Annotated in this window: 22 protein-coding genes; 4 read left to right on the top strand and 18 right to left on the bottom strand. The window is 44.8% G+C overall.

Going from position 1 to position 25592, the window contains the following annotated elements; translation table 11 throughout:
- Positions 1-400 precede the first annotated feature (400 nt).
- The 5 genes from B9T20_RS04850 to ispG all read right to left on the bottom strand — a co-directional run bounded on the left by B9T20_RS04850 (position 401) and on the right by ispG (position 4953).
- A complete protein-coding gene (locus tag B9T20_RS04850; RefSeq protein ID WP_094490054.1) occupies positions 401-958 on the bottom strand; it encodes an elongation factor P hydroxylase in 558 nt (185 codons plus the stop codon).
- A gap of 52 nt (positions 959-1010) precedes the next feature.
- Positions 1011-2159, bottom strand: a complete 1149-nt coding sequence (gene yiaY / locus B9T20_RS04845; protein ID WP_094490053.1) for an L-threonine dehydrogenase — start codon at positions 2157-2159, stop codon at positions 1011-1013.
- A 121-nt stretch (positions 2160-2280) separates the two neighbouring features.
- Positions 2281-3033: a lytic transglycosylase domain-containing protein gene (locus B9T20_RS04840; RefSeq protein WP_094490052.1), complete on the bottom strand. Its 753-nt coding sequence runs from the start codon at positions 3031-3033 to the stop codon at positions 2281-2283.
- 17 nt (positions 3034-3050) lie between these two features.
- Positions 3051-3743, bottom strand: a complete 693-nt coding sequence (gene trmB, locus B9T20_RS04835; RefSeq protein WP_094490051.1) for a tRNA (guanosine(46)-N7)-methyltransferase TrmB — start codon at positions 3741-3743, stop codon at positions 3051-3053.
- Positions 3736-4953: a flavodoxin-dependent (E)-4-hydroxy-3-methylbut-2-enyl-diphosphate synthase gene (gene ispG / locus B9T20_RS04830; protein ID WP_094490050.1), complete on the bottom strand. Its 1218-nt coding sequence runs from the start codon at positions 4951-4953 to the stop codon at positions 3736-3738. Before ispG ends, trmB begins: the two co-directional genes overlap by 8 nt.
- Positions 4954-5086: 133 nt before the next feature.
- On the opposite strand from ispG, the gene hemJ reads away from it, so the two are divergent.
- The gene (gene hemJ, locus B9T20_RS04825; protein WP_008315312.1) at positions 5087-5521 is read left to right on the top strand and encodes a protoporphyrinogen oxidase HemJ; all 435 of its coding nucleotides are present in this window, start codon (positions 5087-5089) and stop codon (positions 5519-5521) included.
- A 70-nt stretch (positions 5522-5591) separates the two neighbouring features.
- Here hemJ and B9T20_RS04820 read toward each other — a convergent pair whose 3' ends face one another.
- The gene (locus B9T20_RS04820) at positions 5592-5813 is read right to left on the bottom strand and encodes a hypothetical protein (protein WP_008315313.1); all 222 of its coding nucleotides are present in this window, start codon (positions 5811-5813) and stop codon (positions 5592-5594) included.
- Positions 5814-5974: 161 nt separating this feature from the next.
- Between B9T20_RS04820 and B9T20_RS04815 the strand changes: the two genes are divergently transcribed.
- On the top strand, positions 5975-9208 hold the full coding sequence (locus tag B9T20_RS04815; RefSeq protein WP_094490049.1) for a UvrD-helicase domain-containing protein: 3234 nt from the start codon (positions 5975-5977) through the stop codon (positions 9206-9208).
- Complete coding sequence (recD, locus tag B9T20_RS04810) at positions 9205-11013, top strand: exodeoxyribonuclease V subunit alpha (RefSeq protein WP_094490048.1); 1809 nt, start codon at positions 9205-9207, stop codon at positions 11011-11013. The genes B9T20_RS04815 and recD overlap by 4 nt, the downstream gene beginning before the upstream one ends.
- On the opposite strand, the gene B9T20_RS04805 is transcribed toward recD, so the two are convergent.
- The 11 genes from B9T20_RS04805 to lon all read right to left on the bottom strand — a co-directional run bounded on the left by B9T20_RS04805 (position 10996) and on the right by lon (position 22819).
- Positions 10996-11559, bottom strand: coding sequence for a M48 family metallopeptidase (locus B9T20_RS04805; RefSeq protein WP_094490047.1), 564 nt, complete (start codon positions 11557-11559; stop codon positions 10996-10998). The genes recD and B9T20_RS04805 overlap by 18 nt on opposite strands.
- 1 nt (position 11560) lies before the next feature.
- Complete coding sequence (locus B9T20_RS04800; protein WP_094490046.1) at positions 11561-12172, bottom strand: tRNA-(ms[2]io[6]A)-hydroxylase; 612 nt, start codon at positions 12170-12172, stop codon at positions 11561-11563.
- Positions 12172-12543, bottom strand: coding sequence for a glutaredoxin domain-containing protein (locus B9T20_RS04795; protein ID WP_018122666.1), 372 nt, complete (start codon positions 12541-12543; stop codon positions 12172-12174). The genes B9T20_RS04800 and B9T20_RS04795 overlap by 1 nt, the downstream gene beginning before the upstream one ends.
- Positions 12540-12923 carry a rhodanese-like domain-containing protein gene (locus B9T20_RS04790; protein ID WP_094490045.1) on the bottom strand — a complete coding sequence of 128 codons (384 nt, stop codon included), beginning with the start codon at positions 12921-12923 and terminating at the stop codon, positions 12540-12542. The genes B9T20_RS04795 and B9T20_RS04790 overlap by 4 nt, the downstream gene beginning before the upstream one ends.
- Positions 12920-13465: a disulfide bond formation protein B gene (locus B9T20_RS04785; RefSeq protein ID WP_094490044.1), complete on the bottom strand. Its 546-nt coding sequence runs from the start codon at positions 13463-13465 to the stop codon at positions 12920-12922. The genes B9T20_RS04790 and B9T20_RS04785 overlap by 4 nt, the downstream gene beginning before the upstream one ends.
- Positions 13462-13737, bottom strand: coding sequence for an accessory factor UbiK family protein (locus B9T20_RS04780; protein ID WP_233491584.1), 276 nt, complete (start codon positions 13735-13737; stop codon positions 13462-13464). The genes B9T20_RS04785 and B9T20_RS04780 overlap by 4 nt, the downstream gene beginning before the upstream one ends.
- Positions 13738-13783: 46 nt before the next feature.
- On the bottom strand, positions 13784-14236 hold the full coding sequence (locus B9T20_RS04775; protein ID WP_199415224.1) for a DUF441 domain-containing protein: 453 nt from the start codon (positions 14234-14236) through the stop codon (positions 13784-13786).
- Between the two features lie 126 nt (positions 14237-14362).
- Positions 14363-15691 carry an MFS transporter gene (locus B9T20_RS04770; RefSeq protein ID WP_094490041.1) on the bottom strand — a complete coding sequence of 443 codons (1329 nt, stop codon included), beginning with the start codon at positions 15689-15691 and terminating at the stop codon, positions 14363-14365.
- Between the two features lie 173 nt (positions 15692-15864).
- Positions 15865-19836, bottom strand: a complete 3972-nt coding sequence (gene hrpA / locus B9T20_RS04765; RefSeq protein ID WP_094490040.1) for an ATP-dependent RNA helicase HrpA — start codon at positions 19834-19836, stop codon at positions 15865-15867.
- A gap of 103 nt (positions 19837-19939) precedes the next feature.
- Entirely contained in the window at positions 19940-20236 is a 297-nt protein-coding gene (locus tag B9T20_RS04760) for an HU family DNA-binding protein (RefSeq protein ID WP_008315325.1), read from the bottom strand.
- Positions 20237-20338: 102 nt separating this feature from the next.
- The gene (gene lon, locus B9T20_RS04755; RefSeq protein WP_094490039.1) at positions 20339-22819 is read right to left on the bottom strand and encodes an endopeptidase La; all 2481 of its coding nucleotides are present in this window, start codon (positions 22817-22819) and stop codon (positions 20339-20341) included.
- Between the two features lie 156 nt (positions 22820-22975).
- Between lon and uvrB the strand changes: the two genes are divergently transcribed.
- Entirely contained in the window at positions 22976-24970 is a 1995-nt protein-coding gene (gene uvrB / locus B9T20_RS04750) for an excinuclease ABC subunit UvrB (protein WP_094490038.1), read from the top strand.
- A 61-nt stretch (positions 24971-25031) separates the two neighbouring features.
- On the opposite strand, the gene B9T20_RS04745 is transcribed toward uvrB, so the two are convergent.
- Positions 25032-25550 (bottom strand): pilin, encoded by a 519-nt coding sequence (locus tag B9T20_RS04745; protein WP_094490037.1) that lies wholly within the window; start codon positions 25548-25550, stop codon positions 25032-25034.
- Positions 25551-25592: the final 42 nt, after the last annotated feature.

Genomic DNA, 25592 nt, shown 5'->3' with positions numbered 1-25592 from the left:
ATTACTGTATATATAAATATACGCTGGAATTGATTTGGTTCGAAACTTGTATTTCTGTAATCACTTCAATACAAGCTCCCACACAAACCACTTAAGATTAATCTGTTAAAGAACTCGAGGGAGTCAAATGACTTCAACCTCGTGAAGAGCAGGCTATTTTACATGATCTAAATCATTTGTCAACACCTAATTTGAAAAGTTTTTTCAGCAAGGGAGACTAAACCACTATCTCAACCTCTCAAAACTCTTCAAACTCACCGCTTTTCAGCAGCGCCTCGTTCAGAAGAGGTGCTCATTATAGATAAATTCAGAGATGTGTCAACACCCTTTTTCAATTAATTTTAAACTATTTCACAAAAATGATATTTAACAACAAGATAAAGCATAAAAATAATTGAAATTATTGTGCACTGAGTTCTATAAAGCGCGACACCGTCATCTTTTCTGTACCATAAAAGCCATTTAATGCCTTTAAAAAACGTGCGGCACGGGGCGGAATGTCATCATTTGCCAACATTTTGATCACATTTTGGCGCACACTTTCACGAAATGCCACATGATTAGGCTCAAAATCGCCCTCTAAATTATCGCAACTGACATAAAACGGAACATTGGTCGCCAAACAAAAGAGCCAATCCACCGATTGCGGACGAATCTCCATCTGTTGAAATTGGTTTTGCTGATCTTCCGTGCGCCCATCTGGGCAATACCAATAGCCATAATCTTCCAATAAACGGCGTGCCTGCCCTGCAATGCACCAATGCGAGGTTTCGTGCAGCGCGCTAGTAAAATATCCATGGGCAAAGACAATTTGATGATATGGCACCACATCATTGGCAGGAATATAAATGGGCTCATCCTCCCCTTTCACCAATAGAGTATTGAATTCATCGTAAAACTCATCCTTAAATAGACGAATCAAATCGTGATAATCATGCACTTTGCCACCTTTATTCATAAAAAAATCCCCAACGAGTGGGGATTATAATCAATTGTTCAATTTGTTACAGTTAGAATGCTGCTTTGAAGATCGCGATTACTTCTGCTTCATCACCTTTACGTGGGTTCGTGAAGGAGCATGCATCTTTCAATGCGTTTTCTGCCAAAATGGTGAAATCTTCTTCTTTCGCGCCTAAATCTTTTAAGCCTGCAGGAATGCCCACATCTTGACTTAATGTACGAATCGCTGCAATTAACGCTTTTGCACCTTCTTCATCACTCATCGCGCGAGTGTCGATGTCAAAGCATGCGGCTAAATCTTTTAAGCGCCCTGCCGCCACTTTCGCATTGTATTCTTGTACGTGTGGCAATAAGACTGCGTTACATACACCATGTGGTAAGTCATAAAAACCACCGAGTTGATGCGCCATTGCATGCACATAACCTAAAGATGCGTTGTTAAATGCCATCCCTGCTAAAAATTGTGCGTATGCCATTTGTTCACGGGCATGCATATTTGCACCGTCATTCACTGCATCGCGTAAATTTTTATGAATGAGCGCCACCGCTTTAACGGCACATGCATCTGTGATCGGTGTTGCAGCCGTTGATACATAAGCTTCCACAGCATGCGTCAATGCATCCATCCCTGTGGCAGCTGTTAATGATTTTGGCATGCCTTTCATCAATTCAGGATCATTCACGGATAATAATGGCGTAGTGTGCGCATCCACAATCGCCATTTTAATGTGACGCGCTTCATCTGTAATGATACAGAAATACGTCATTTCAGAGGCTGTGCCTGCCGTTGTGTTAATGGCGATCAATGGCAATTGTGGTTTTGCTGATTTATTGATGCCTTCATAATCGTTAATTTTACCGCCATTTGCTGCCACTAAAGCAATGCCTTTGGCACAGTCATGAGGAGAACCGCCACCTAAAGAGATGATGGCATCACAGTTTTCTGCTTTTAAAATTGCCAAACCCTCTTCCACGTTTTTTGTGGTTGGGTTTGGCTTAGTGCCTGAGTAAACGGCAGATTCAATGCCTTTATCTTTCAAACCTTTTACAACTAAGTCAATGATACCTGCGCCTTTTAAGCCTTCATCACTCACGATTAAGATTTTTTTAAAGCCTTGGGCTTTAATGTCGTCATACGCGAGATCCAGTGCACCTGCACCCATAATGTTTTTAGAAGGCATTAAGAATTGTGTGGCCATAATATACTCCTTACGTTTAAAGAGGTGATTGAATAAAACTTTATTATTGTCTGACTACTTTACTCACTATACAGAAGTGATCTGCCATTGATCCTGAGCTAGATCATACTTTATGTTAATTTTAGTAACCTTGTGCCCTATACTGTTGATAGTATTGTAACACTTTTGGTACATAATTCATCGTTTCTTTAAAAGGTGGGATTTTATTGCCATATTTACGTACAGAGCCTTCACCGGCATTATAGCCCGCTAAAGCCAGTGACACATCCCCAAAATAATCCAACAACCAACGCAAATAAGCAGCGCCACCGCGCATGTTTTGAATGGGATCATAAGGATCATCGACCCCAAAGCGTGCAGCGGCAGCTGGCATCAACTGCATTAAGCCTTTTGCCCCTGCATGCGACATGGCATTTGGATTATAAGCCGACTCCACCGTAATCACCGCGTGCAAAAGCGCTGGCTGTAGATCATATTGACGTGCAATCATGGTGATGTAAGGCGCAAAGCTGTCACGCCCTTTCATAGTGGGCAATGAAGGCGGTGGTTGAAGTACAGGATTGACGCCTGCAGCTTCAATGCCATGATTGGCAAATGCCCGCGGACGCGGGAAATCGCCTTGAAACTCAGAGCCATCTGACACCATCGTCACCGTGCGGCTAAAACGCGGCGCATTGAGAAGTTGCTGCACATTTTCCACCGCATTCTCTTCTTCCATAATGGGCGAGAGCCGTTTCACAAGCTCACCGCCCTCAATGGGATAGTTCACATAATGGGTTTGCCCAAATTCATCTAAATACGCATAAATGTCCGCCTGTGCAACAAGCGGCATCAACGTCAAGAGACTTGCGTGAAGCATGCGTTTGATGATCATCAGCATCGGCTCAAAGCTTAGCGACGCTTAAACAACAAATCCCAAACGCCGTGACCTAAACGCTCGCCGCGGGCTTCAAATTTTGTTTTTGGTCTAAAGTCAGGACGCGGCGCAAAGCCCTCATAACAGTTTTCAAAATCAGGATGTGCACTTAACACTTCCATCATCTGTTCAGCATAGTTTTCCCAATCGGTGGCCAAGTGCAAAATGCCACCTTTGCTCATTTTTGTCGCCAACAAATTCATGAATTCTGTTTGCACCAAGCGACGTTTATGGTGTTTTTTCTTGTGCCAAGGATCGGCAAAGAAGATTTGCACGCGATCAAAACTGCCATCTTTGATTTTATGTTTCAACAATTCCACAGCATCTTCATTCGCTGCACGCACATTGGTCAATTCACGTTTTTCCACTTCTAAGAGCAAATGGCCAACGCCAGGACGATGCACTTCTACGCCCAAAAAGTCACGCGTTGGTGCCGCTTGTGCCATCGTAGCTAAAGACTCACCATTGCCAAAACCGATTTCTAAAGTGCGCTCTGTATTCGTGCGCCCAAAGATTTGATCTAAATCGAGCATTTGATCTAAATCTTCTTCACGCAGTAAATATTCGCTGCTTGCCAAAACACGCTCTTGCCCTGCTGTTAAGCGCCCTTCGCGTTTCACAAAGCTGCGTACTTCACGCATGTAAACCGGCTTTTCTATATTATCCATAAGTTCTTTCGACATATTGTTTCACAATCTCTATAAATTCATCTGCAATGTGGTCACCTTTTAAAGTCACCGTTTTTTGACCATCTTCATACACAGGTGCCACCGGCGCTTCACCGCTGCCGGGCAAACTGATGCCGATGTTCGCTAATTTTGATTCCCCAGGACCATTGACCACGCAGCCCATCACCGCAACCACCATCGATTCAACGCCAGGATAGATGCCCTTCCATTTTGGCATCACTTCATCTAAATAGCCTTGAATGTCTTGGGCCAAGCGTTGGAAATAGTCACTGCTTGTGCGTCCACAACCTGGGCAAGCTGTCACTTTAGGTGAAAAGAGACGAAGCCCTAAGCTTTGTAAAATGTCTTTGCCCACCATCACTTCTTCAGTGCGCGGCGCGCCTGGCAACGGCGTTAAAGAAACGCGAATGGTGTCACCAATGCCTTGCTGCAAAATCACGGACAACGCCGCCGTCGATGCCACAATGCCTTTAGTGCCCATGCCCGCTTCCGTTAACCCTAAATGGAGCGGTAAATTTGTTTGCGTCGCCATGCGCTGATACACGGCGATCAAATCTTGGCATTGGCTCACTTTGACCGATAAAATCATCTGATCATCACGAAGCCCCAAAGATTTGGCATACGCAACGCTCTCTAATGCTGACACAATCATCGCTTCACGCATGATCATCTCATTGCTCAGTGGCACCGCGCGATCCTGATTTTCGCTGAACAATCTAGCCAGCACAGCTTGATCTAAACTGCCCCAATTAACGCCAATGCGCACCGGCTTTTGAAATTTCACAGCCGCTTCAATCATGGCGGAGAACTGCTCATCACGCTTTTGACCGCGCCCCACATTGCCAGGATTGATGCGAAGTTTTGCCAATGCAGCAGCACATTCTGGATATTTCGTCACCAAACGATGGCCATTGAAATGAAAGTCGCCAATGACCGGCGTATCGTACCCGCGCTTTAACAACTCATCGACAATCTTAGGCACAGATTCAGCCGCTTTTTCGGTATTGACGGTGATGCGCACCAATTCAGAGCCCACATCCGCCAATTCAATGATCTGTTGTGTGGTGGCCGCGACGTCTTCGGTATCTGTATTGGTCATCGATTGCACACGGATGGGATAATCCGAACCAATGCCGACTTTTCCAACCATCACCTGCGTGGTTTGACGTCGTACAATTGTATTAGTCATTAGAGAGACAAATCCTACTCAAAATAAAGCGTTTATTATCGCTAAGTGCACCTTATAACTCAAGAAGAGAAAATTCCCCAAAGATGATTTCAAGGTTACAATGGATGACTTTTTATCAACAGGGAGTTGTTTTATGAGTTATTTAGCATTCAAGGCTTGGCACATCATCGCGATGGTGACGTGGTTTGCAGGCCTCTTTTATCTACCGCGCTTATTTGTGTATCACGCCATGAACAAAGATCCACAAACAAATGAAACCTTTAAAGTGATGGAGCGTAAATTGGCCATCATGATGGACATTGGCGCCTTTTTCACCATTGCCCTCGGAATTACCTTAATCGTTAAAAACCCTGCCCTTTTAAAAATGGCATGGTTACACATTAAATTATTATTGGTGGTGTTTTTAGTGGCTTATCATGTGATGTGCCGCATCTATGTGAAAAAATTCCGCTTAGACCTCAACAAGCACACCCATAAGTTCTATCGCTTATTCAATGAATTGCCAACGGTCTTACTCGTGGCGATTGTATTACTTGTGGTGTTAAAACAACCGATGTCTTTTAGCTAACGCCAATGAGAGATCACAAAAAAGCCAAACAACTGTTTGGCTTTTTTTATCTGCATTTGATTCGTCTGATTTAATCAATGTGATCTTTTAATAATGCGAGCACACCTAATGTGCAGATTAAAACTTTACCCGTCGTGAGGGTTAAATAGACTTTTTTATCTTTAACATTGATCAAGGTGATGTGTTCAATGGCTACAAATGAATACTGGCTACGATGCGCGGCGCCCACAATAATCTCTCGACCCGTGTCACGGTCAACCGTTCCCAAAATATTAACTGTAACGAATTTCATATAGTTCCTAACCTTTTTGATTTTCTGTTATTACAATTCGTTTAATTCTGTAATACACTTGCCTTTCAATCAGATGATTATAAACCAATCGAACTCAAATATCCTAATGAAATAATTACCTTCCGTAATGATCTCAGTAAGGCGAATTAAAACAAATAGTTATGAAAATTATCGAACCATTGACCTCTCAACTCGAAGGCAGAGTGCTCATTGAGGCATCGGCAGGCACCGGCAAAACCTACACCATCACCACATTGGTGATCCGTTATCTTCTTGGCATTGGTGTTGCGCCTTTGCGCCTTGAAGACATTCTCATCGTCACCTTCACAAAAGCTGCCACCGCTGAGCTGCGCGTTCGCATCTATAGCCGCATTTTAGAGGTGCAAGAAGCATTTAAAACCGGTCACAGCGAAGATCAGCTCATCGTTGAGATGCTCAACATGATCCCTCAATCAGAGCACTATAAAGCGCGCCTCATTTTAAAAGAGGCCGAACGCCTGATGAGCGATGCAAACATCTTTACCATTCACAGCTTTTGTCAGCGTTTTTTGAGCCAAAATCCTTTAGATTCACATCTGCCCTTTGATGTGCGCCTTGAAACATCAGACACAGAGCTCAAAACCCAAGCCGCCAAACAATTTTGGCGCGAAGAGTGCTATTTCTTCTCAGAGCGTTTAGCGGCCATTGCCTTTCCTTTGTATCAAACTCCGGAACATGTCCAAGCAAAAGTATCCGCCTTTTTGTCGGTGGCAGAATCCTTAAACGCCCCTGACAATCTCTTTGCCCTAGAAGAGGCTGTCTTCAATGCCATCAATGATGACGGCGAGCAGGATCAACATGCCATTCAATCATTACTGTGGTGTTATGCCACAAAGGCATTTAACCGCATCTTTTTGCGCCTGAAAGGTAAACATGGGATCTTATTTTTTGATGATCTCATTTATGAAACCGCCAAACTCATTGAACAAGCAACACCAAGCCAATTAGCGCACATTCAAAAACGCTATCAAGTGGCCATGATCGATGAATTCCAAGATACGGATCACACGCAATATGAGATCTTCTCAAAACTCTTTGGCAACACCAAAGCGCGCACATTATTGATGATCGGTGATCCTAAACAGTCGATTTATCAATTTCGCGGGGCGGACATTCACACTTACTTAAAGGCCAAAGCGTGCGCGCAGCACAGCTATTCGCTTGGCACCAATTACCGTTCAAGCGCCGCATTGGTGGAAAGCGTCAATGAACTCTTTGAACAAGCGCCCCATCCATTTTTAAATGAAAACATCCCCTTTCAAGCGGTCAAAACGCCGGAAAAAGCGGCGCTGAGCTATCTATCGATTGATGATGTCCCACAAGCGGGCATCACCATTGCCCATTTAGCGGGCAACAATAATAAATCCGCGTTTCAAACGGCAACAGCCCATTACATCACCGAGCGCATCAAATGTTTACTCAAACAGGGTCAAATCCATAAAGATGGTACCTGCCGTAAAATTGAGAACAATGACATCACCATTTTGGTGCGGGATAAAAATGATGCCACAGTCATTTTAAAAGCCCTGCGCGCGGCCAATTTGCCCGCGGTGTATTTATCGGATAAAAACAAAGTCTTTAAAAGTGAAGCGGCGCATCTCATCCATCTCTTTTTAAAAAGCTTGCTGAACCTACGCAATCAAGAGCTGATGAAGCAAACCTTTGCCTCCCTTTTATATCAATTCACTTTGCAGGATCTGCACAATGTGCTCCATGATCACTTGCAATATGAATCTTTACTCTCCGAGCGCGAACAATGCGTTGAAGAGTGGGAACGCTTTGGCATCATTCCGATGATGGATAAATTCTTGCATCGCCATGATCGCATTCACCGTTTTCGCAATCATCCGGATTTTGACCGTATCATGACGGACATTCGCCATGTATGTGAATTATTGCAAGCCCAAAGTTTACTGGCCCCGACCAAAGAAGCCTTGCTCGATTGGCTCAATCTACAGATGCAAATGCCGGATGAAGGCGGCGATGAAACCGCCGGCGGCAGCTACAGCTTACGTTTAGAGAGCGAAATGAATGTCATTACATTAATGACCATTCACGGCTCAAAAGGGCTTGAATTCCCCATTACGTTTGTGCCATCGTGTTTAGAAACCCGCAGCATTAAACCGCCCTTCATCATCAATTGCCAAGATGATCCAACCTTAAAAACCATTGATTTTCAGGCCAATCCTGAGTTTGAGGCCGATGCCCTTCTTGAAATGCAGGCCGAAAACATGCGCTTATTGTATGTTGCCCTCACGCGCGCAAAATATTATTGTGAGATTGCGCTGTCAGAAAACTTCCTCTCAGGCAAAAGCAACATCAATGACAAAGTCGTCTATGCCAAACTCTTTAATCACGAAGACAATGAGCCATTTGCCTTTGATGCCTTAACGCAACTCAAATGCGTCAACGTCGTGCCGATGAATGAAGCACCGATCATTGAATATGATCCGCCAATGATGACCGAAGAGCACTTAAGCGCGGCCCATTTTCATGGCCGGATTAATCGTAAATGGAACATTTCAAGCTTCACGCAATTGACGCGCCATGCGCCCAACTCATATTTTGCAGATAACATGAGTGATGAATCGCCCATTCATCCTGAACTTGAACCTGCACCCATTCATGATGATGCGACAGCGCCATCCATTTTCACCTTTCCAAAAGGGGCGCAAGTGGGCACATTCATCCATACTTTATTTGAAAAGTATGCGCCCTACGCCATCTTTGAAGAGAATCGTTTGGCCGAACTCATCACAAAAAGTGCCTTGCCTGAAACCGTCACCACACAATTAGAGTTGTGGGTGCCCATTCTAGAAACATGGCTCACGGAAATTTTTGCCAATCCCCTATTACCCAATTACACCTTTGGGGATGCACTGCATACCAATGCCATTCATGAGTTGGAATTTCTCTTTCCGGTGGCACATTTAACGCCTGAGCGCTTCAATGATTTTTTAAACCAGCACCGTGATCAACCCGCAACCCTCGACTTTTTCACCTTAGAGGGCATGATGAAAGGCTTTATTGATCTGATCTTCATGTATGAAGGGAAATTTTACATCATCGATTATAAAACCAATCACCTTGGCCATTCGCTCGCGGATTATCATCAAGATGCGCTCCATCAAGCGATGCTCGACAATTATTATGATGTTCAATATCTCATCTACACCGTCGCTTTGACTCGTTATTTGCGTTTTCGCATGCCGGATTTTGACTATGATCGCCACTTTGGCGGCATCTTTTACCTATTTGTGCGCGGTATGACAAGCAGCGGCGACAGTGGCATTTATCACATCGTGCCAGATCGCGCAGTCATTGAAGCCCTAGATCAATTGATGGAGCAACCATGAGCGATTTATTAACCTATGCCAAAAACTCTGGCTTTTTTAACAGCATTGATTGCCATTTTGCCAAAATTTTGAGCAAAACAGACCCAAAACTACAATTGCTTGCCTTGATTGTCAGCCACGCATATGGCTCAAAGCACACCATGGTGCCACTTGAATACATCTATCATGCACGTTGGTTGACCGGTTTTGATGTCCAAAAGATTCAAGAATGCATGACAACGCTCAAGCAATTGGCCGGCATTCATGATCCAGAGGATTGGGCGCCTCTGTTCGCTTGGATTGAGCAGCAACCCAATTATCCCTTAGCCATCGCCAACGGCGGCGTTTATTTGGCAAAGAACCTACATTATGAAACCTTAATTGTGGACTTTCTAAAGCGCCATCAAGACAGCGCAGCCACGATGCCAAAAGAAAGCACGCTGCAACTATTGCATCAGCTGTTTCCCAAAAGTGATGCCATTGATCATCAAAAAATCGCCGCCATTAATGCACTTCTTTCGCCAACCTCCATCATTTCTGGCGGGCCCGGCACCGGTAAAACCACCACGGTGATTCGCATTTTGATGCTGCTCCTCAATGAGCATCCGAATTTACACATTTCACTTGCTGCCCCCACGGGGAAAGCAGCGGCACGCTTGAGTGAATCCATTGAAAAGCAAAAAACCGATTTTAAAGCCCAGCGGCCAGAACTGATCCATTTACTGGATAAAATCCCGAGTCAAAGCACCACGCTGCACCGTTTATTGAGCTTTAACCCCAATCAAATTAAGCCACGTTATCATCAGTATCATCCTTTGCCGACAGATCTGATCATCATCGATGAAGCCTCCATGATTGATCTCTATATTTTTAATCTCTTAATTGAAGCGTTGCCGCCGCATGTGCGCATCATTATTTTGGGCGATAAAGATCAGCTGGCCTCCGTGGAAGCTGGTGCCATTATGGGAGAGATTTGCCAAAACATTGGCTATGATGCCAAGCGCCTTGCCCTCATTGAAAAAATCATGGGGCAATCATTGCCCACAGATTTTACCCCCAAACAGGTGCCGCTCAACAATGTGACGCTGTTAACCAAAAGTCATCGCTTCTCTGCGGATTCAGGCATCGGGCAATTGGCAAAAGCGGTGAATGAACAGCGGGTGAATGATTTTCTACCCATTGTGTCACAATCGCCCGATGAGCTCACCTTCATCAACACCGGAGAAACTGCCGATTGGCGCACTTTGATCCATCTGCTGCTTCAAGATTATGTCCAATTGTGCCAAGACAAAGCTGAGCCTCGCTTGCTCTTTCAGGCATTACAATCGGTGCGCATTTTGTCGGCCACCAATGTGTCAGAATTTGGTACTCATGCGCTCAATGAATACATCAGCCACACGCTCTTTCATGCCGATGGCAATGCGCTCTATCATGGCCAAGCCATCATGATTTTACAAAATGATTATGTCAATCACATCTTCAATGGCGATGTTGGCATCATCACCGAAGACAATGGCCGCATCATTGCTTACTTTGAAAGCGACAATGGCGAGCTAAGGGCGCTGCCGGTTCAACTCTTGCCCCATTATGAAACCGCATTTGCCATGACGATCCATAAATCCCAAGGCAGTGAATTTGATCATGTGATGCTGGTGTTGCCGGATTTTTATAGCAAAATCCTCACCAAGGAACTCTTATATACAGGCATCACGCGGGCAAAAAAACAGCTCACTTTGATTGGCACGCCGCGCATCATCAAAACCACCATTGGCAATCATACCGAGCGTTTCAGCGGCATCGGCGCGCAGTTAAATCGTATGTCGTAGCGTTTTAAGCAACTCAGCACGGGCGCGCCAATCGGGCAAAAAGTGAGTCATCAATGCCTTAAAGCGGTGATTATGACTCGCTTCTAATAAATGGGTGAGCTCGTGCACAATCACATACTCTAAACAGTCTTGTGGATACGCAGCAAGATAGACATTGAGCCAAATGCGCTGTGCCCGCGGATTACATGTGCCCCAGCGAGTTTTCATTTTTTTAAGGCGCCACTCTTTTAATGGCACCTTCATCATGGGCAGCCATTTCTCTAACAATGGCGGAATCGCCGCATTCAATGCTTGCCGATACAGTGCATCCATATTCTCATCACCCACATAAGGTTGCCCCCAAAGATAAACACCATCTGTGGTTTTTGCTGCATCAAACGCCGCAAGCTTTGTTAAAACCCAAGACTCATGATGCAACAAAGCGGCATCTAATGCCGCTTGTGATAAATGTTTCGGTGCGCTGACACGCACTTTGCCATCTTTTTGAATGCGAATGTACAAATGCTTGATGGGCTTTTTGATCACCACCCAATCAATTTGCACCATCTTATGCAGGAATGCCGCTGTGGAAACGAAAAACAGGATCTGGCGTCAAAATCGCTGCCTTTTCCACATCCCCAAAAAAAGCAACGCGCTCATCAATGGATTGACCGGCATATTTTTCTGCCAATTTTAAATAATCCTGATAATGGCGACCTTCTGACTTAATCAACGCATTGTAAAAATGGTTGAGCTCATCATCTAAATGGGGCGCAACGCGATAAAAACGCTCACAGGAACGCGCTTCGATGTAAGCGCCGATGATCAAAATATCCGTCAAACGCTCTTTGGCAGTTTTACGCAGATGTTGACGCAAGCGCTCAGCATATTTAGAGGCCTCTAAATAACGATAGGTCACATTGCGCTTTTTCATGATGGCGGCCACTTGCTCAAAATGGCGCAATTCCTCACGCGCTAAACGGGACATTTTGTGCTGCAAATCCTCAAGCTCGGTGTATTTCATGATGAGATTGAGCGCTGTAAATGCCGCCTTTTTCTCACAGTTGGCATGATCAATGAGCAAAATGTCCATGTTCTCCGGCTTCTTTGCTTCATCGATCCAAGCTTGTGGCGTTTCACACTGTAAAAAGGTTTCAATTTCAGGTAATAAAACTGCCATTACACCGCTTCCTTCGCCAAGGTTTGTAAAAAGATGATGATGGCATCGGATTCATATAACCACGTTGTGGAATTATCCGGATTGATGATGTACAAACATGGCACTTGGCGCTTACCACCATTTTCCATCAAGCGTTTTTCTGCTGCAGGTTCTTTGGCATCAATGAGTTCAATGTTCAAATTCAAGCGGCGAATCTCGCGGCGCACTTTTACGCAAAATGGGCACGCATGATATTGATACAATTTTAATTTTGCAGTGGCTTCATCCAGTTTTTGCTGCGCCTCAACTGAACGCGCCATCGGCGTTGGTGCGGTGATGGCATCCACTGCCAAAATGATTTTGCCTAAAATCCAACGAATGGCTTTCATCATGATTCTTTCTCCTTATTCATCTCTTGCCACAATGTCCAAGCTTTGTAGCCACCTTCTAAATCATACACTTCGTTAAAGCCTTCCTCTAAGAGAATGTTGCGGGCTTTTTCACTGCGATTGCCTGAGCGGCAAAATAGATACACAGGCTCATTTTTATTGAGCGTTTGAATTTTCTCTCTAAAATCATCGGCTAAAAAGTCGATGTTTTGGGCATTCTCCAATGTCCCTTCACTGAATTCTGCAGGCGTACGCACATCGATCAACTGCTGCGTGCGGTTGAGCACCGCGTAATCTGAAGGCTGCTGAAGATGGCTCTGTGCCATCGCAAACCCCATTTGCAGAGCAAACATTGTCATCAATAGGCATAACAATCGTTTCATACTTTTTTTCTCCATGCATCATACAAGGCGGACAAGAGCATCACGCTCACAACCACAATGAATGCCGTAAAAATCATCAACATCCATTCTGCCATATTCATGCCCATCCACTGCCATGTGTCTTCCCCACAAATGCCAAACTGCTGAAAATGCGATGGCAACCAGCGATTCATGGGCAATCCGAAGGGAAAATTGGCATTCGTTAGCGAGCAGCTGCTGGTAAAGGGATTATAATCAGGGCTTAAGCGATCTAAAATGATGCGCTCTAACTGATAACTGTACAACCAACCTTGCACCAATGCCCACAAAACACCCACATAACCCACCGCTTTTAAAATCAATGCGCACGGGTTAATCGCCGCAATCATGGCAAATACAAACACTGCCACCAAGGCAAAACGGATGTAAACACACTTTTCACAGGGATCTTGTTTTAAATGCCCCTGAAAATAGTAAACCGCAATCAGCTCAAGCCCAAGCGCAATCAAGCCGCCAAGCAACCAAGGCCAACGCTGATTTTGCCATGCTGCCAATTGTTTCATTCTGCCAAATCCGCCTTTTGATTTTTCAATGATTCAATCACCGCTTCTAATGCATCAATGCGCTGCTTTAATGCATCGACTTCGCTGCGGGTTTTCAATAAGATTTTTTGCTGAATTTCGAACTCATCTTGCTTGGCAAATTTAAAATTTGGCAAGAGATTTTCCATTTGCGTTTTGACCATATTTTCGATCTCTGCATGAGTATTTTTGAGGCCTTCAGGTAATGATTCTTGGATTTTACCGGCCATGCTTTGTAAGAAATCTTTTGGCATTTTGCCCTCACATTTTGGGATAAAAAAGCTCATTATACGCTAAAGCTTACTGCCATCGTACCAATAAAGATAAAAGTCCTGCGGCAATGAGAGGGCCGACAGGTACACCATTAAAAAGCGCAACGCCAATGATCGTTCCAATCAACAGTTCTGGCACATACATCGGGCGCGTTTCTAACAAGGCAGCGCCTTGTGAGCCGAGCCATGCCACGGCAATGCCCATGATGATTGCCATCACCGATTGCCAATTTTTTAAATTTCCCAGCACTTCAAGCGGATTGATTTTGCCGCTTGCCAATGGCGACATCACACCAATGGTAAGCACAATCACCCCAAGCCATAAACCCTTTTTCTCCACCCATGGCAACAATTGATTGAGCGGCGTTATTTTCATCACAATGAGCACAAGCATCGCAATCAATACTGTATCGTTTTTACTCAACAATCCAAGCCCTGCAATGATGATTAAAAACAGTAACGTAAAATCTAAATGTGCCATGGATTTGATCAGTCCTTTTTTCATGAAGTGCGTCTCCTAATGCTGCCCCATTCTAACTGATCAAGCGCTCTGTGCAAAACAGAGATAAAAAAGCCCCGAACATCGGGGCTTTTAATCCGTGATTCATCAATCCATCAAATCCACATGACGCGTCTCTTTCGTCATCAAAATGGCAATCATACTGATCACTGCCACAATGGCTAAATAATACCCCACATAATCGATGCCTTTTTCAAATCCCATCAAATAGGTGATGATAAATGGCGGCACTGAGCCACCTAAGATTCCACCCAAATTATAGGTCATTGATGCACCTGTATAACGCACATTTGTGGGGAAAATTTCAGGTAAAAATGCACCCATCGGCGCAAAGTTAAAACCCATGGCAAATAAACCAAATGATAAATACAACGTTGTTAAAACTGTGCTGCCACTTAAAATGGCACTACCAAACAGTAATCCTGCGGCGATAATGATGAAATAACTGATGATAAAAATTGGCTTACGTCCGTAACGATCACACAACAGTGCAGAAATTGGACTGGCCACAGCCATAAAGATAACTGCAATCGATAACATCACCAAATATTCTGTACGAGAATATGCACCTGTAGTCACGGTGCCATATTGCAAAGAAAAAACTGTGATGATAAAGAAAATGGTATAACACGCAACCATACTGACTGAGCCTAATACCAACATGCGCATATGCTTAGAGCACATTTCAAAGAGTGGAACCTGTGCGCGATCATTGTTTTTTTCTAATTTTTTAAAAGCTGGGCTCTCAATAATACTTAATCGTACATATAACCCTACAATCACTAAAACTGCACTCAAAATAAAAGGAACACGCCATCCCCAGCTGTTAATGGCTTGACTGCTTAATGTCTGTTCAATGAAAATAAAAATGCCACAAGCGGCAAGGAATCCAACTGGTGGACCTAATTGCGGAAACATACCAAATAAAGCGCGTTTACCTTTTGGCGCATTTTCTGTAGCCAACAAAGCTGCACCGCCCCATTCCCCGCCTAATCCTAAACCTTGTCCAAAGCGTAATAAACACAATAAAATTGGTGCCATAAAACCAATTGAATAATATGTAGGTAAAAATCCAATCAATGTGGTGCTGACTCCCATGATTAACAAGGAGGCCACTAACGTAGTTTTACGCCCAATGCGATCGCCAAAATGACCAAAAATTGCTGAGCCCACCGGACGAGCCACAAATGCCACACCAAAGGTCAAAAAGGCCAATAATGATTGTGCTTCAGGGCTTGTTGATGGAAAAAAGAGTGGCCCAATAAATAATGCTGTTGCCAAACCAAAAATATAAAAATCATAAAATTCAACTGCCGTGCCAATGAAACTCGCAAAAGCAACACGCGTATATGAATTGGTTGGAGCGGCATTTTCGGCCGCATTAAATGTGCTTGTATTTTCAAAAACTGTGGACATAAATCACCCTTTAAGACTATCAATTGTCTTTATTTTCAATGTATTATTTTATCTATGGGTGTTATGGCAAGGGTGTTTGCACTAACGTTGGCAACTTTGTGAGTTAAAATCCCAATAGCTATCTAGATATAACATAACTATTGGGCATTGCAAGCTCATTTTATTCAATCAAGCTACCGCTGATTCTTCATCATCAAATCGAGGGCTTCCCACACTTTATTGAGGCGCTTTTCTGAAACTGGCACCGCTGTTTTCATCGGCTGGGCAAACAACGACACCGCCAACTCTTCGATCATCCAACGATACTCCACCACTTCAGGACTGTTGCCAAACTTCGCTGATGCTTTCGCAAGCTGCGCTAAATGGTTGGCGATGATGGCAGCATGATCCTCATCACGGCGGATGTTTTGGCTAAAGCGCTCTACGCGCACCGCCATCGCTTTTAAATAACGCGGCAATTGTGCGCGCCAAAAGGCCGGCGTTTCGCTGATGAAGCCAGCATAAATCAAACGATCTTTCGCTTTTTGAATGGGCTTTTCAATCAGCGCGCGATTCATTGGATGCAGCGCACGCAGCGCATCAGACACTTTCTCGCTCTCCATAAAGATTTCAATCACCAATTTGGTCAAATCGGTCGCTTCACTCACAATGCCTTTACGCATCGTATCAATGAGCTGATTGAAGGTTTTCGCATCGCGCGGCAATGTGGCTTCATCGAGGTAATCGCGAATCACCGCTTTCATCAAATCCTCTTTTAAAATCGCCTCATTGCCCACTTGCCTAAACATCAGCGCGAGCTTACCAAACTGCGGCCACTGCTTTTGTAGATATTTCACTTCTTGGCGAAGGGCTTTTAAGCTGAGCTCAATCAAAGTGTGAAGATGCGCACGGCTCGCTTCGCTTTGTCGATCATAGAGTTTGGCTTTTAACCCATCTTCTGAGGCTTCAAGCGCCACATAACCCACCAGCCCAATGCCATTACGGGTAAACTTCACTTCCGGTTCAATCACCCAATTGTCATCGGTAAAGGCAACGGATTGCGGCTCATTGGCCACGACGTTTTCAGCCGGCGCTACTTTTTTACGCTTTTTCGACGGCGATTGCGTTGCCACCAATTGTTGGAAGGCCGATTCTGCTTTGTGGCAAAATTTCTTTTGCAATGCATCGAGCTCACGCCCTTGCCCAAGGGTTTTGCCGCCCGCATCAATGATGCGAATGTTCATGCGTAGATGCTTTGGCAAGGCTTTTTCATCAAATTCATGGGGCTCAATCTCAATGCCGCGCAAACGCTGAATGATGGTTTGCAGCTGAAAATAGAGATTGCCTTCGGCAAACTCAATGGCATTAAAAATCTCTGAGGCAAAATCCGGCAACGGCACAAATTGACGACGATAACTTTTTGGCAATGTGCGCAGCAATTCTGTGATTTTCTCTAAGATCAAACCATGCGAGAGCCAATCTAAACGGGTTTGATCCAATAAATTTAATGCGGCCAAGGGCACCAACAGCGTCATGCCATCATCTTCTGCCGCAGGATCAAAGAGATATTGCGCATTGAGTTTTAGGCCATTGAGCTCTAAAACCTCCGGAAACTCTTCTAAATTCAAATCCCCATCGTGGGCCAAAATGTCCTGCTCTGAAAAAATCAGCGCATCATTGTTGGCTTTGACTTGACACCATTTTTCAAGCTTTTTAACGCTGTAGCAATCACTTGGTAAACGTGCATCGTACCATTCATACAGCACCACTTCTTCGGCCAAAATGTCACGGCGGCGCGTTTTATCTTCCATCGTTTCCACTTTTTCAATGGTGGCACGATTTTTTCGATAAAACGGTGCTCGTGTGGCGATGTCATCTTGAATCAAGCCCTCTTTAATCATCAACTCACGGGACAATTCAGGATTAATGGCGCCAAAGCTCACAGGACGATTGCGAATGATGGCCAAATTAAAGAGAAATACTGTCTCTTCTGCCACCGCTTGCCCCTGTTTTTTGCTCCAATGAGGTTCATTGTATTGCGATTTAATTAAATGGCTGCCAATGACCTCCAGCCATTCAGGTTTAATGCCAGCACACATGCGTGCATAGACTTGGGATGTTTCCACGATTTCCATCGCCATCAGCCATTTAGGTGGCTTTTTATATAAACTTGAGCCCGGAAAAATGCGGAATTTTTGCCCCATTGCGCCTTGATAAGCACCCTCTTCACCCAATGCGCCAATGTGATCGAGTAAACCCACCAACAGCGACTGATGAATCAAATCACTGTTAAAGGCCGGAAAATCATAATCGCCGGTTTGCGTTTCTGCCAATTGCGGCAAATCATTGAGGCGCACATTGCTTGATTTGAGCATCTCACGAATCTGCTGATAGAGCTCAAACCATTCGCGCATGCGCATAAAAGAGATAAAATGCTTGCGGCACAATTCTCGCAAATACGATTGGGAGTTGCCCTTGACGCTGTGTTGATACCAAAACCACAAATTCAAATAGCCCATAAAATCGGACTGTTTATCTTTAAACAAGCGATGCTTCTCATCGGCTGCTTGCTGCTTATCAATCGGGCGTTCATTGGGGTTTTGGATGGATAACAGCGCCACCAAAATCAGCATTTCATGGGCAACGCCAAGCTCTGCCCCTTTAAAGATCATCGCGCCAAAACGTGGATCAATCGGCAGCAATGCCAATTGGCGCCCTAAACGCGTCAAGCGACTTTGATCATCAATCGCTTTGATCTCTCGAAGCGCCATGTAACCTTCTTTGATCTGGCGGGCTTCTGGCGGCTCAATGAAGGTAAAATCCTCAGGATTGCCTAAACGCAAATGCGCCATTTGTAAAATGACAGAGGCCAATTGCGTGCGCTTAATTTCTGGATCTAAAAAGAGCGGGCGCGCCTCAAAATCCTCACGACTAAAGAGACGAATAGCGATGCCTTCACTCACGCGGCCACAACGACCGCTGCGCTGATTTGCAGATGCTTGGGCAATGGGTTCAATCAATAAACGCTGTAAGCGTGAACGCGGACTGTATCGGCTGATGCGCGCAATGCCTGAATCAATCACATATTTAATGCCAGGCACCGTTAAAGAGGTTTCCGCAACGTTTGTGGCCAGTACAATCCTCAGTTTATGATGCGGCTTAAAGATGCGATTTTGCTCAGCATTGCTTAAGCGGGAAAAGAGCGGCAAGACATCATAATGCCGTGAAAATTCTTTAGACAGCACATCGGCAGCATCGCGGATTTCACGTTCTCCTGGTAAAAAGACCAAAATGTCCCCCGGTTGCTCTGTGCTCAGTTCATGCACCGCTGCTGTAATCCCCTCAATGAGGCTTAAATCATCCCCTTCGCGCTCTTGAATGAGCGGGCGATAACGAATCTCCACAGGATAAGTACGCCCTGACACATTGATGATGGGCACAGTATGATGCGGCGTTTTAAAAAATGTGGCGAATTTCTCAGGATCAATGGTTGCTGAGGTGATGATGACTTTTAAATCACGGCGCTTTTCTAAAATGCGCTTTAAAATACCCAGCAAAAAGTCAATGTTCAATGAGCGCTCGTGGGCTTCATCGATGATGATCACTTCATATTGATTGAGATAGGGATCTTTGGTGAGCTCTGCCAATAAAATACCATCGGTCATGAGCTTGACGGTGGTTTCAGGCGCTGTTTGATCCGAAAAGCGCATCTTATAGCCGACAAAACCGCCAATGGGGACATGTAGCTCCTCTGCAATGCGGTCGGCCACGCTGCGTGCGGCCAATCGTCTTGGTTGCGTATGGCCAATGAGCCCGCGCGCCCCTAAACCCAATTCCAAACAAAATTTGGCCAATTGCGTGGTTTTCCCTGAGCCCGTTTCCCCGCACACCACAATGACAGGATGCGCTTCAAGCGCCGCTTTGATCTCATCGCGCGCGGCATAAATGGGCAAGGATTCATTGTAAGTAATTTCAGGAAAGGCCGCTTTTTTAGCAAGCACGCATTCTGCGGATGTCATCATATCCGTTGCCAATGCCTCTAAAGCTTGAGGCTCATCACCGCGCGATTTTTTTAATGTGTGTAATGTTCGGCGAAAGGCGTGGGCACGTTTGCACTCAGTGTGCGGCAACAGTTCAAACAGAGATGATAAAGAAATTTGACTCATGGCTCATTCAATCAGTATGAAAATAAGCCCATAGAATAACACATAAAAAAACTCTAACTCGAACGTGTCGAATTAGAGCCTGTTCAGATAAAAAAACTAAAAATTATTTAGCTTTTTTTGCAGAACCGTTAACCGCATCTTTCAAGCCTTTACCAGCTTTGAATGCAGGTACTTTAGAAGCTTTGATTTCAATTGTTTTAGATGGGTTACGTGGATCGCGACCTGTGCGTGCTGCACGATCACGTACTGAGAAAGTACCAAAACCGATCAACGTTACGCTATCACCAGCTTGTAAAGTTTCTTTGATTGTTTCCATTACTGCATCAACTGTTTTCGCAGCTGATACTTTGCTAATTTCCGCTTTTTCTGCAACCGCAGCAATCAATTCTGTTTTGTTCATAAAATACCTACCTAGTTTATTATCACATTTGAATGACTGCTCCCCTATTCTGGGGAGCTCAATATGCTTTATACGTTGCAATTACTGACGAGTCAAGAAATTTTAGCAGTGTTTTTCAACACTCTTGACGTTCGTCACAGGCACAGAAAAGTCATTTAAACCGCTATATCGTTGAAATTCTTCATTTTTCTCGATATTTTTGACAAAAGCGTGCGAAACCACTTCATCAAAATGCGACACCTGAATGATGGTCAATTGAGCCTTGATTTCTGCCGGTACGTCTTCTAAATCCTTCACATTTTCCTCAGGAATGAGCACCTTTTTAAGCCCAGCACGAGCCGCTGCCAGCAGCTTTTCTTTCAAGCCGCCAATGGCTAAAATGTGACCTCGTAAAGTGACCTCACCGGTCATGCCGATGTCTGAACGAATCGCTTGATTTAGCAAGGCAGACAAAATGGCCACCGTGATGGCGCCGCCGGCACTTGGCCCATCTTTTGGCACCGCACCTTCTGGTGCATGCACGTGGATGTCGATCTTGTCGGCAAAATCATCCGCCAAGCCATAAGATTTCGCGCGGGCACGAATGAGGCTCATGGCGGTGCGCATCGATTCTTTCATCACATCGCCTAAGCTGCCTGTCGTAATGAGATTGCCTTTCCCCGGCATCACTTCCACTTCAATGCCGAGCAACTCACCGCCTAATTGCGTCCAAGCCAAGCCATTGACATAGCCCACTTGATCCTCTTTTTCCTTCACGCCAAAGCGGAAACGCGGCACACCTAAATATTGTTCAAGCAATGCTTTGGTCAATACAATGGTTGGATGCTCACTGACCTTCACTTTTGCTTTGCCTTTCCCTTTGTGGGCAGCTTCACCAGCTTTAAGGATGTCTTTAATCGCTTTACGGCAGATTTTCGCAATTTGACGATCTAAAGAGCGTACGCCGGCTTCTTTCGTATATAAACGAATGATGTCGAGCAATAGATCATCCGAGATCTCAATGGCATTCTCTTTTAACTTGTGCTCTTTTAACTGCTTTGGCAACAAGTAATTTTTCGCGATGTCGAGTTTTTCAAGCTCTGTGTAACTTGATAATTCAATGATCTCCATGCGATCACGCAAAGGTCCTGGAATGTTAAAGCTATTGGCCGTTGCGATGAACATCACTTCTGATAAATCCACATCCACATCTAAGTAGTGATCATTGAATGTTGAGTTTTGCTCAGGATCTAACACTTCAAGCATGGCATGGGCAGGATCACCTTTGTAATCAGAACCCATTTTGTCGATCTCATCTAAAAGCATCAACGGATTTTTCGTTTTGGCTTTTGCCAGCATCTGCACAATTTTACCCGGCAATGCGCCAATGTATGTTCGGCGATGACCACGAATTTCTGATTCATCATGTACGCCGCCTAAGCTCATGCGCACCAATTCGCGGCCTGTTGCCTCAGCAATTGAGCGCGCCAACGTGGTTTTACCAACACCGGGCGGACCAATTAAACATAAAATGTTGCCCTTCACGCTTTTGGTGTGATTTGTGACCGCTAAATACTCTAAAATGCGATCTTTGACTTTATCTAAGCCTGAATGATCTTGATCTAAACGCTCTTCTGCCTTGGTGATGTCATATTTAAGGCGCGAGCGCTGATTCCATGGCATTTTCAATAACCAATCGATGTACGTGCGCGCAACAGTGCCTTCAGATGACATCGCTGGCATTGACTTTAAGCGTTTCAACTCAAGCAATGCTTTCTCTTCTGCCTCTTTTGGCATTTTTGCAGCGATGATTTGCGCTTCAAGTTGATCCAATTCAGATAAACCTGTGTCATTTAAATCATCTAATTCACTGCGGATTGCTTTGATCTGCTCATTTAAATAGTATTCGCGCTGATTCTTGCTCATCTGTTTTTGCACAGACGCTTGAATGCGGTTTTGTGTCTCAAGCACATCGACTTCATAGGTGAGCTGAGAGACTAAATTTTTCACCAATTGCCCGATGGTATCCTCTTCAAGGATCTCTTGCTTTTTGGCAATGGAGACCGGCAAATAGTTGATCACCTTCACGGCTAAACTATATAAATCTTCTTCATTTTTTAGATGCTTTAACAGATCTTCTGGCACTTTTGTCAGGCTTGCCACATTGTTAAAGAGATTGCGGATCACATTGCCATAAACTTTGGCTAAGTTTTCGGACAAATCCTCTTCCACCGGCAACACTTCATAATCTGCCATGCAATGATCATATTCTTCATCATCTTTTGCGGCCACTTGCGTGATGCTGTGCAATTTAATGCGCTCTTCTGTTTCCACAAGGACTTTATAGGTACCATCTTCGATCTGCACTTTTTGGATAATGCGCCCGATCACGCCTGTACCGTAAACACTCTCCATGTTCACAGTTTCGCTATCCATTGAAATATGAGTCACTAAGATAACTTCATTATTAAAATGCTCAGCAGCCTGTAGTGCACCCATAGATAGAGGGCGACCAATTAAAAGTGGCACGGTTAATGTCGGAAACACCACCAAATCACGAATTGCAATCATTGGACGCTGATGAACTTCTGGGGAATGTGACATAATATAATAACGACTCCAAAATAATTTTTAGATAACGATCGGTAAACTTTACCATCGTAACTGATTTTTTAAATCATACAATTTAAATTTCACACTTGTATATGGATGGTGGCAACACCATTAAAATTCAATCTTTATTGAGAATATTTTATCAAAATGAACGCATTTGAACTCAACAGTCACTATCAGCCCGCGGGGGACCAACCGCTTGCCATACAAAGTTTGATCGATGGATTAAACAATGGCTTAGCGGCACAAACGCTGCTTGGGGTTACCGGTTCAGGCAAAACCTTCACCATGGCGAACATTATCGCACAAACGCAGCGCCCTGCCATCATTCTTGCGCCAAATAAAACATTGGCCGCCCAACTTTATGGGGAAATGAAAGAATTTTTCCCCAATAATGCCGTGGAATACTTTGTCTCTTACTACGATTATTATCAACCTGAGGCTTATGTGGCAGCATCGGACACTTACATTGAAAAAGATGCCTCCGTCAATGATCATATCGAGCAAATGCGCTTATCGGCCACTAAAGCCATTTTAGAGCGCAATGACACCATCATCGTGGCAACGGTTTCCTCCATTTATGGGCTTGGGGATAAAGATCACTACATGAAGATGATTTTACATCTCTCAGTCGGTGAAGTGATCGATCAGCGCAGCATTTTAAAGCGCTTGGCTGAACTGCAATACACCCGCAATGATACCGTGTTAGAGCGCGGGCATTTTCGTGTGCGCGGCGATGTCATTGATGTATTCCCCGCAGAAAGTGAGCGCTATGCTGTGCGCATTGAGCTCTTTGATGAAGAAGTGGAGCGCTTAAGCTTTTTTGATCCATTAACGGGCCACATTGAGCGCAAAGTGCCGCGCTTAACGGTGTATCCATCCAGCCATTATGTGACGCCGCGGGAAACATTATTGGGCGCGATTGATGGCATTAAAGCCGAACTGGTGCAACAACTTGAGCATTTACGGGCACAGAATAAATTGGTAGAAGCCCAACGCCTTGAGCAGCGCACGCGCTTTGATCTTGAGATGATTGTGGAACTCGGCTATTGCCAAGGCATCGAAAACTATTCTCGCTATCTCTCTGGCAGAAATCCCGGTGCCGCGCCGCCCACGCTCTTTGATTATCTGCCTGACAATGCGCTCCTTTTTATTGATGAATCCCACGTCACCATTCCACAAATTGGCGCGATGTATAAAGGCGATCGCTCCCGCAAAGAGAACTTGGTCACTTATGGTTTTCGCTTGCCCTCAGCCCTCGACAATCGCCCCTTGCGATTTGATGAGTTTGAACAGCTAATGCCGCAATCGATCTTCGTTTCAGCAACGCCAAGCACCTATGAAGCCGAACATGCGGACAACATCGCCGAGCAAGTGGTGCGCCCGACCGGTTTACTCGATCCCATCATTGAAGTGCGCCCGGCCGATACACAAGTGGATGATGTACTCAGTGAAATTTACATCCGCGCGGCCAAAAATGAGCGCGTGCTCATCACCACCTTAACCAAACGCATGAGCGAGGATTTGACGGACTTTTTAAGCGAGCATCAAGTCAAGGTGCGTTATTTGCACTCGGACATTGACACCGTCGAGCGCACCGAGATCATCCGTGATCTGCGCTTAGGCGTGTTTGATGTGTTAGTGGGCATTAACCTATTGCGCGAAGGGCTCGACATTCCGGAAGTTTCCCTCGTGGCGATTTTAGATGCCGATAAAGAGGGCTTTTTGCGCTCTGAGCGTTCGCTCATCCAAACCATCGGGCGCGCGGCACGCAATTCAGAAGGTAAAGCGATTTTATACGCCAATAAAATCACCAAAGCGATGGCCTTTGCCATTGAGGAGACAGAAAGACGGCGTGCAAAGCAGGAAGCATACAATGCGCTTCATGGCATTACGCCCACAACCGTGCATAAAAAAGTGGCGGACATTATGGAAGGCGCCCGTGACATCACCGAGCAAAATGACGAGCGACAAATTTGGTCACCTGACATTGATCTCCATCAAGTGCAAGATCCCAAAACTGTCACCGCTCAAATTGCAGTGCTTGAAAAAGCGATGATGGAACACGCGAAAAACCTAGAATTTGAGGAGGCTGCCCGCGTGCGGGACCAAATCGAGCACCTTAGACGCGTGCTAATTTAATCTAAGCAATAAAAAACCCCGCGAAGCGGGGTTTTAAAATTATTATTGCTTCACCTAAAAACTATGGTGTTCCTGTTTTACCGTTTGCTGTTGCACGACAGTTAGATGGCAACCATTTACTCTTCAAACCATCATCACTATCTGTACTATCCGCATTATAATGCGAGCATTTCCATGTCACAGAACCCGAGGTCGCATCTGGTGTTAATGTGATAGAACCTAACACAGGTGTTGCACCGGTGGTTGCGTTAGCGACAGGCTTGGCTTCTTTCTTAACTACTTTAGTCCCGTAAGTTACAACAACGATACCATCTTTACCAATACCAACACCCGTAACGCTTTGCCCTTTGATATCACCGGCTGCTGGTAAGCCAGCTTTAGCATTATCGGTAGGGTATTCAGCAGCTGTTGCATAATATTCTGTCACTGCCATTTTTGCAGGTGCTGCCAAGCCCAAACCTTCCGCAACGTAGGTACGTTTGGTGTAATCTTGGTATGCAGGCAATGCAAACATAGACAAAATACCGATGATGGCAACAACGATCATCAACTCAATTAATGTAAAACCTTTTTGTAACATATTAAATTCCTTATGTATTAAGTTTTTATTGCTTCATCACAA

The sequence above is a fragment of the Wohlfahrtiimonas sp. G9077 genome (genome assembly GCF_002252155.1).
Classification (GTDB): Bacteria; Pseudomonadota; Gammaproteobacteria; order Cardiobacteriales; family Wohlfahrtiimonadaceae; genus Wohlfahrtiimonas.
Note: the sequence above shows the minus strand (reverse complement) of the source record. Positions and strands in the feature narration are given on the sequence as shown.

What these genes read in the sequence shown, in the direction of transcription:
- B9T20_RS04850 (WP_094490054.1), bottom strand. Translation starts at nt 958, where the DNA reads ATGAATAAAGGTGGCAAAGTGCATGATTATCACGATTTGATTCGTCTA.
- yiaY (WP_094490053.1), bottom strand. Translation starts at nt 2,159, where the DNA reads ATGGCCACACAATTCTTAATGCCTTCTAAAAACATTATGGGTGCAGGT.
- B9T20_RS04840 (WP_094490052.1), bottom strand. Translation starts at nt 3,033, where the DNA reads ATGATCATCAAACGCATGCTTCACGCAAGTCTCTTGACGTTGATGCCG.
- trmB (WP_094490051.1), bottom strand. Translation starts at nt 3,743, where the DNA reads ATGGATAATATAGAAAAGCCGGTTTACATGCGTGAAGTACGCAGCTTT.
- ispG (WP_094490050.1), bottom strand. Translation starts at nt 4,953, where the DNA reads ATGACTAATACAATTGTACGACGTCAAACCACGCAGGTGATGGTTGGA.
- hemJ (WP_008315312.1), top strand. Translation starts at nt 5,087, where the DNA reads ATGAGTTATTTAGCATTCAAGGCTTGGCACATCATCGCGATGGTGACG.
- B9T20_RS04820 (WP_008315313.1), bottom strand. Translation starts at nt 5,813, where the DNA reads ATGAAATTCGTTACAGTTAATATTTTGGGAACGGTTGACCGTGACACG.
- B9T20_RS04815 (WP_094490049.1), top strand. Translation starts at nt 5,975, where the DNA reads ATGAAAATTATCGAACCATTGACCTCTCAACTCGAAGGCAGAGTGCTC.
- recD (WP_094490048.1), top strand. Translation starts at nt 9,205, where the DNA reads ATGAGCGATTTATTAACCTATGCCAAAAACTCTGGCTTTTTTAACAGC.
- B9T20_RS04805 (WP_094490047.1), bottom strand. Translation starts at nt 11,559, where the DNA reads ATGGTGCAAATTGATTGGGTGGTGATCAAAAAGCCCATCAAGCATTTG.
- B9T20_RS04800 (WP_094490046.1), bottom strand. Translation starts at nt 12,172, where the DNA reads ATGGCAGTTTTATTACCTGAAATTGAAACCTTTTTACAGTGTGAAACG.
- B9T20_RS04795 (WP_018122666.1), bottom strand. Translation starts at nt 12,543, where the DNA reads ATGATGAAAGCCATTCGTTGGATTTTAGGCAAAATCATTTTGGCAGTG.
- B9T20_RS04790 (WP_094490045.1), bottom strand. Translation starts at nt 12,923, where the DNA reads ATGAAACGATTGTTATGCCTATTGATGACAATGTTTGCTCTGCAAATG.
- B9T20_RS04785 (WP_094490044.1), bottom strand. Translation starts at nt 13,465, where the DNA reads ATGAAACAATTGGCAGCATGGCAAAATCAGCGTTGGCCTTGGTTGCTT.
- B9T20_RS04780 (WP_233491584.1), bottom strand. Translation starts at nt 13,737, where the DNA reads ATGCCAAAAGATTTCTTACAAAGCATGGCCGGTAAAATCCAAGAATCA.
- B9T20_RS04775 (WP_199415224.1), bottom strand. Translation starts at nt 14,236, where the DNA reads ATGGCACATTTAGATTTTACGTTACTGTTTTTAATCATCATTGCAGGG.
- B9T20_RS04770 (WP_094490041.1), bottom strand. Translation starts at nt 15,691, where the DNA reads ATGTCCACAGTTTTTGAAAATACAAGCACATTTAATGCGGCCGAAAAT.
- hrpA (WP_094490040.1), bottom strand. Translation starts at nt 19,836, where the DNA reads ATGAGTCAAATTTCTTTATCATCTCTGTTTGAACTGTTGCCGCACACT.
- B9T20_RS04760 (WP_008315325.1), bottom strand. Translation starts at nt 20,236, where the DNA reads ATGAACAAAACAGAATTGATTGCTGCGGTTGCAGAAAAAGCGGAAATT.
- lon (WP_094490039.1), bottom strand. Translation starts at nt 22,819, where the DNA reads ATGTCACATTCCCCAGAAGTTCATCAGCGTCCAATGATTGCAATTCGT.
- uvrB (WP_094490038.1), top strand. Translation starts at nt 22,976, where the DNA reads ATGAACGCATTTGAACTCAACAGTCACTATCAGCCCGCGGGGGACCAA.
- B9T20_RS04745 (WP_094490037.1), bottom strand. Translation starts at nt 25,550, where the DNA reads ATGTTACAAAAAGGTTTTACATTAATTGAGTTGATGATCGTTGTTGCC.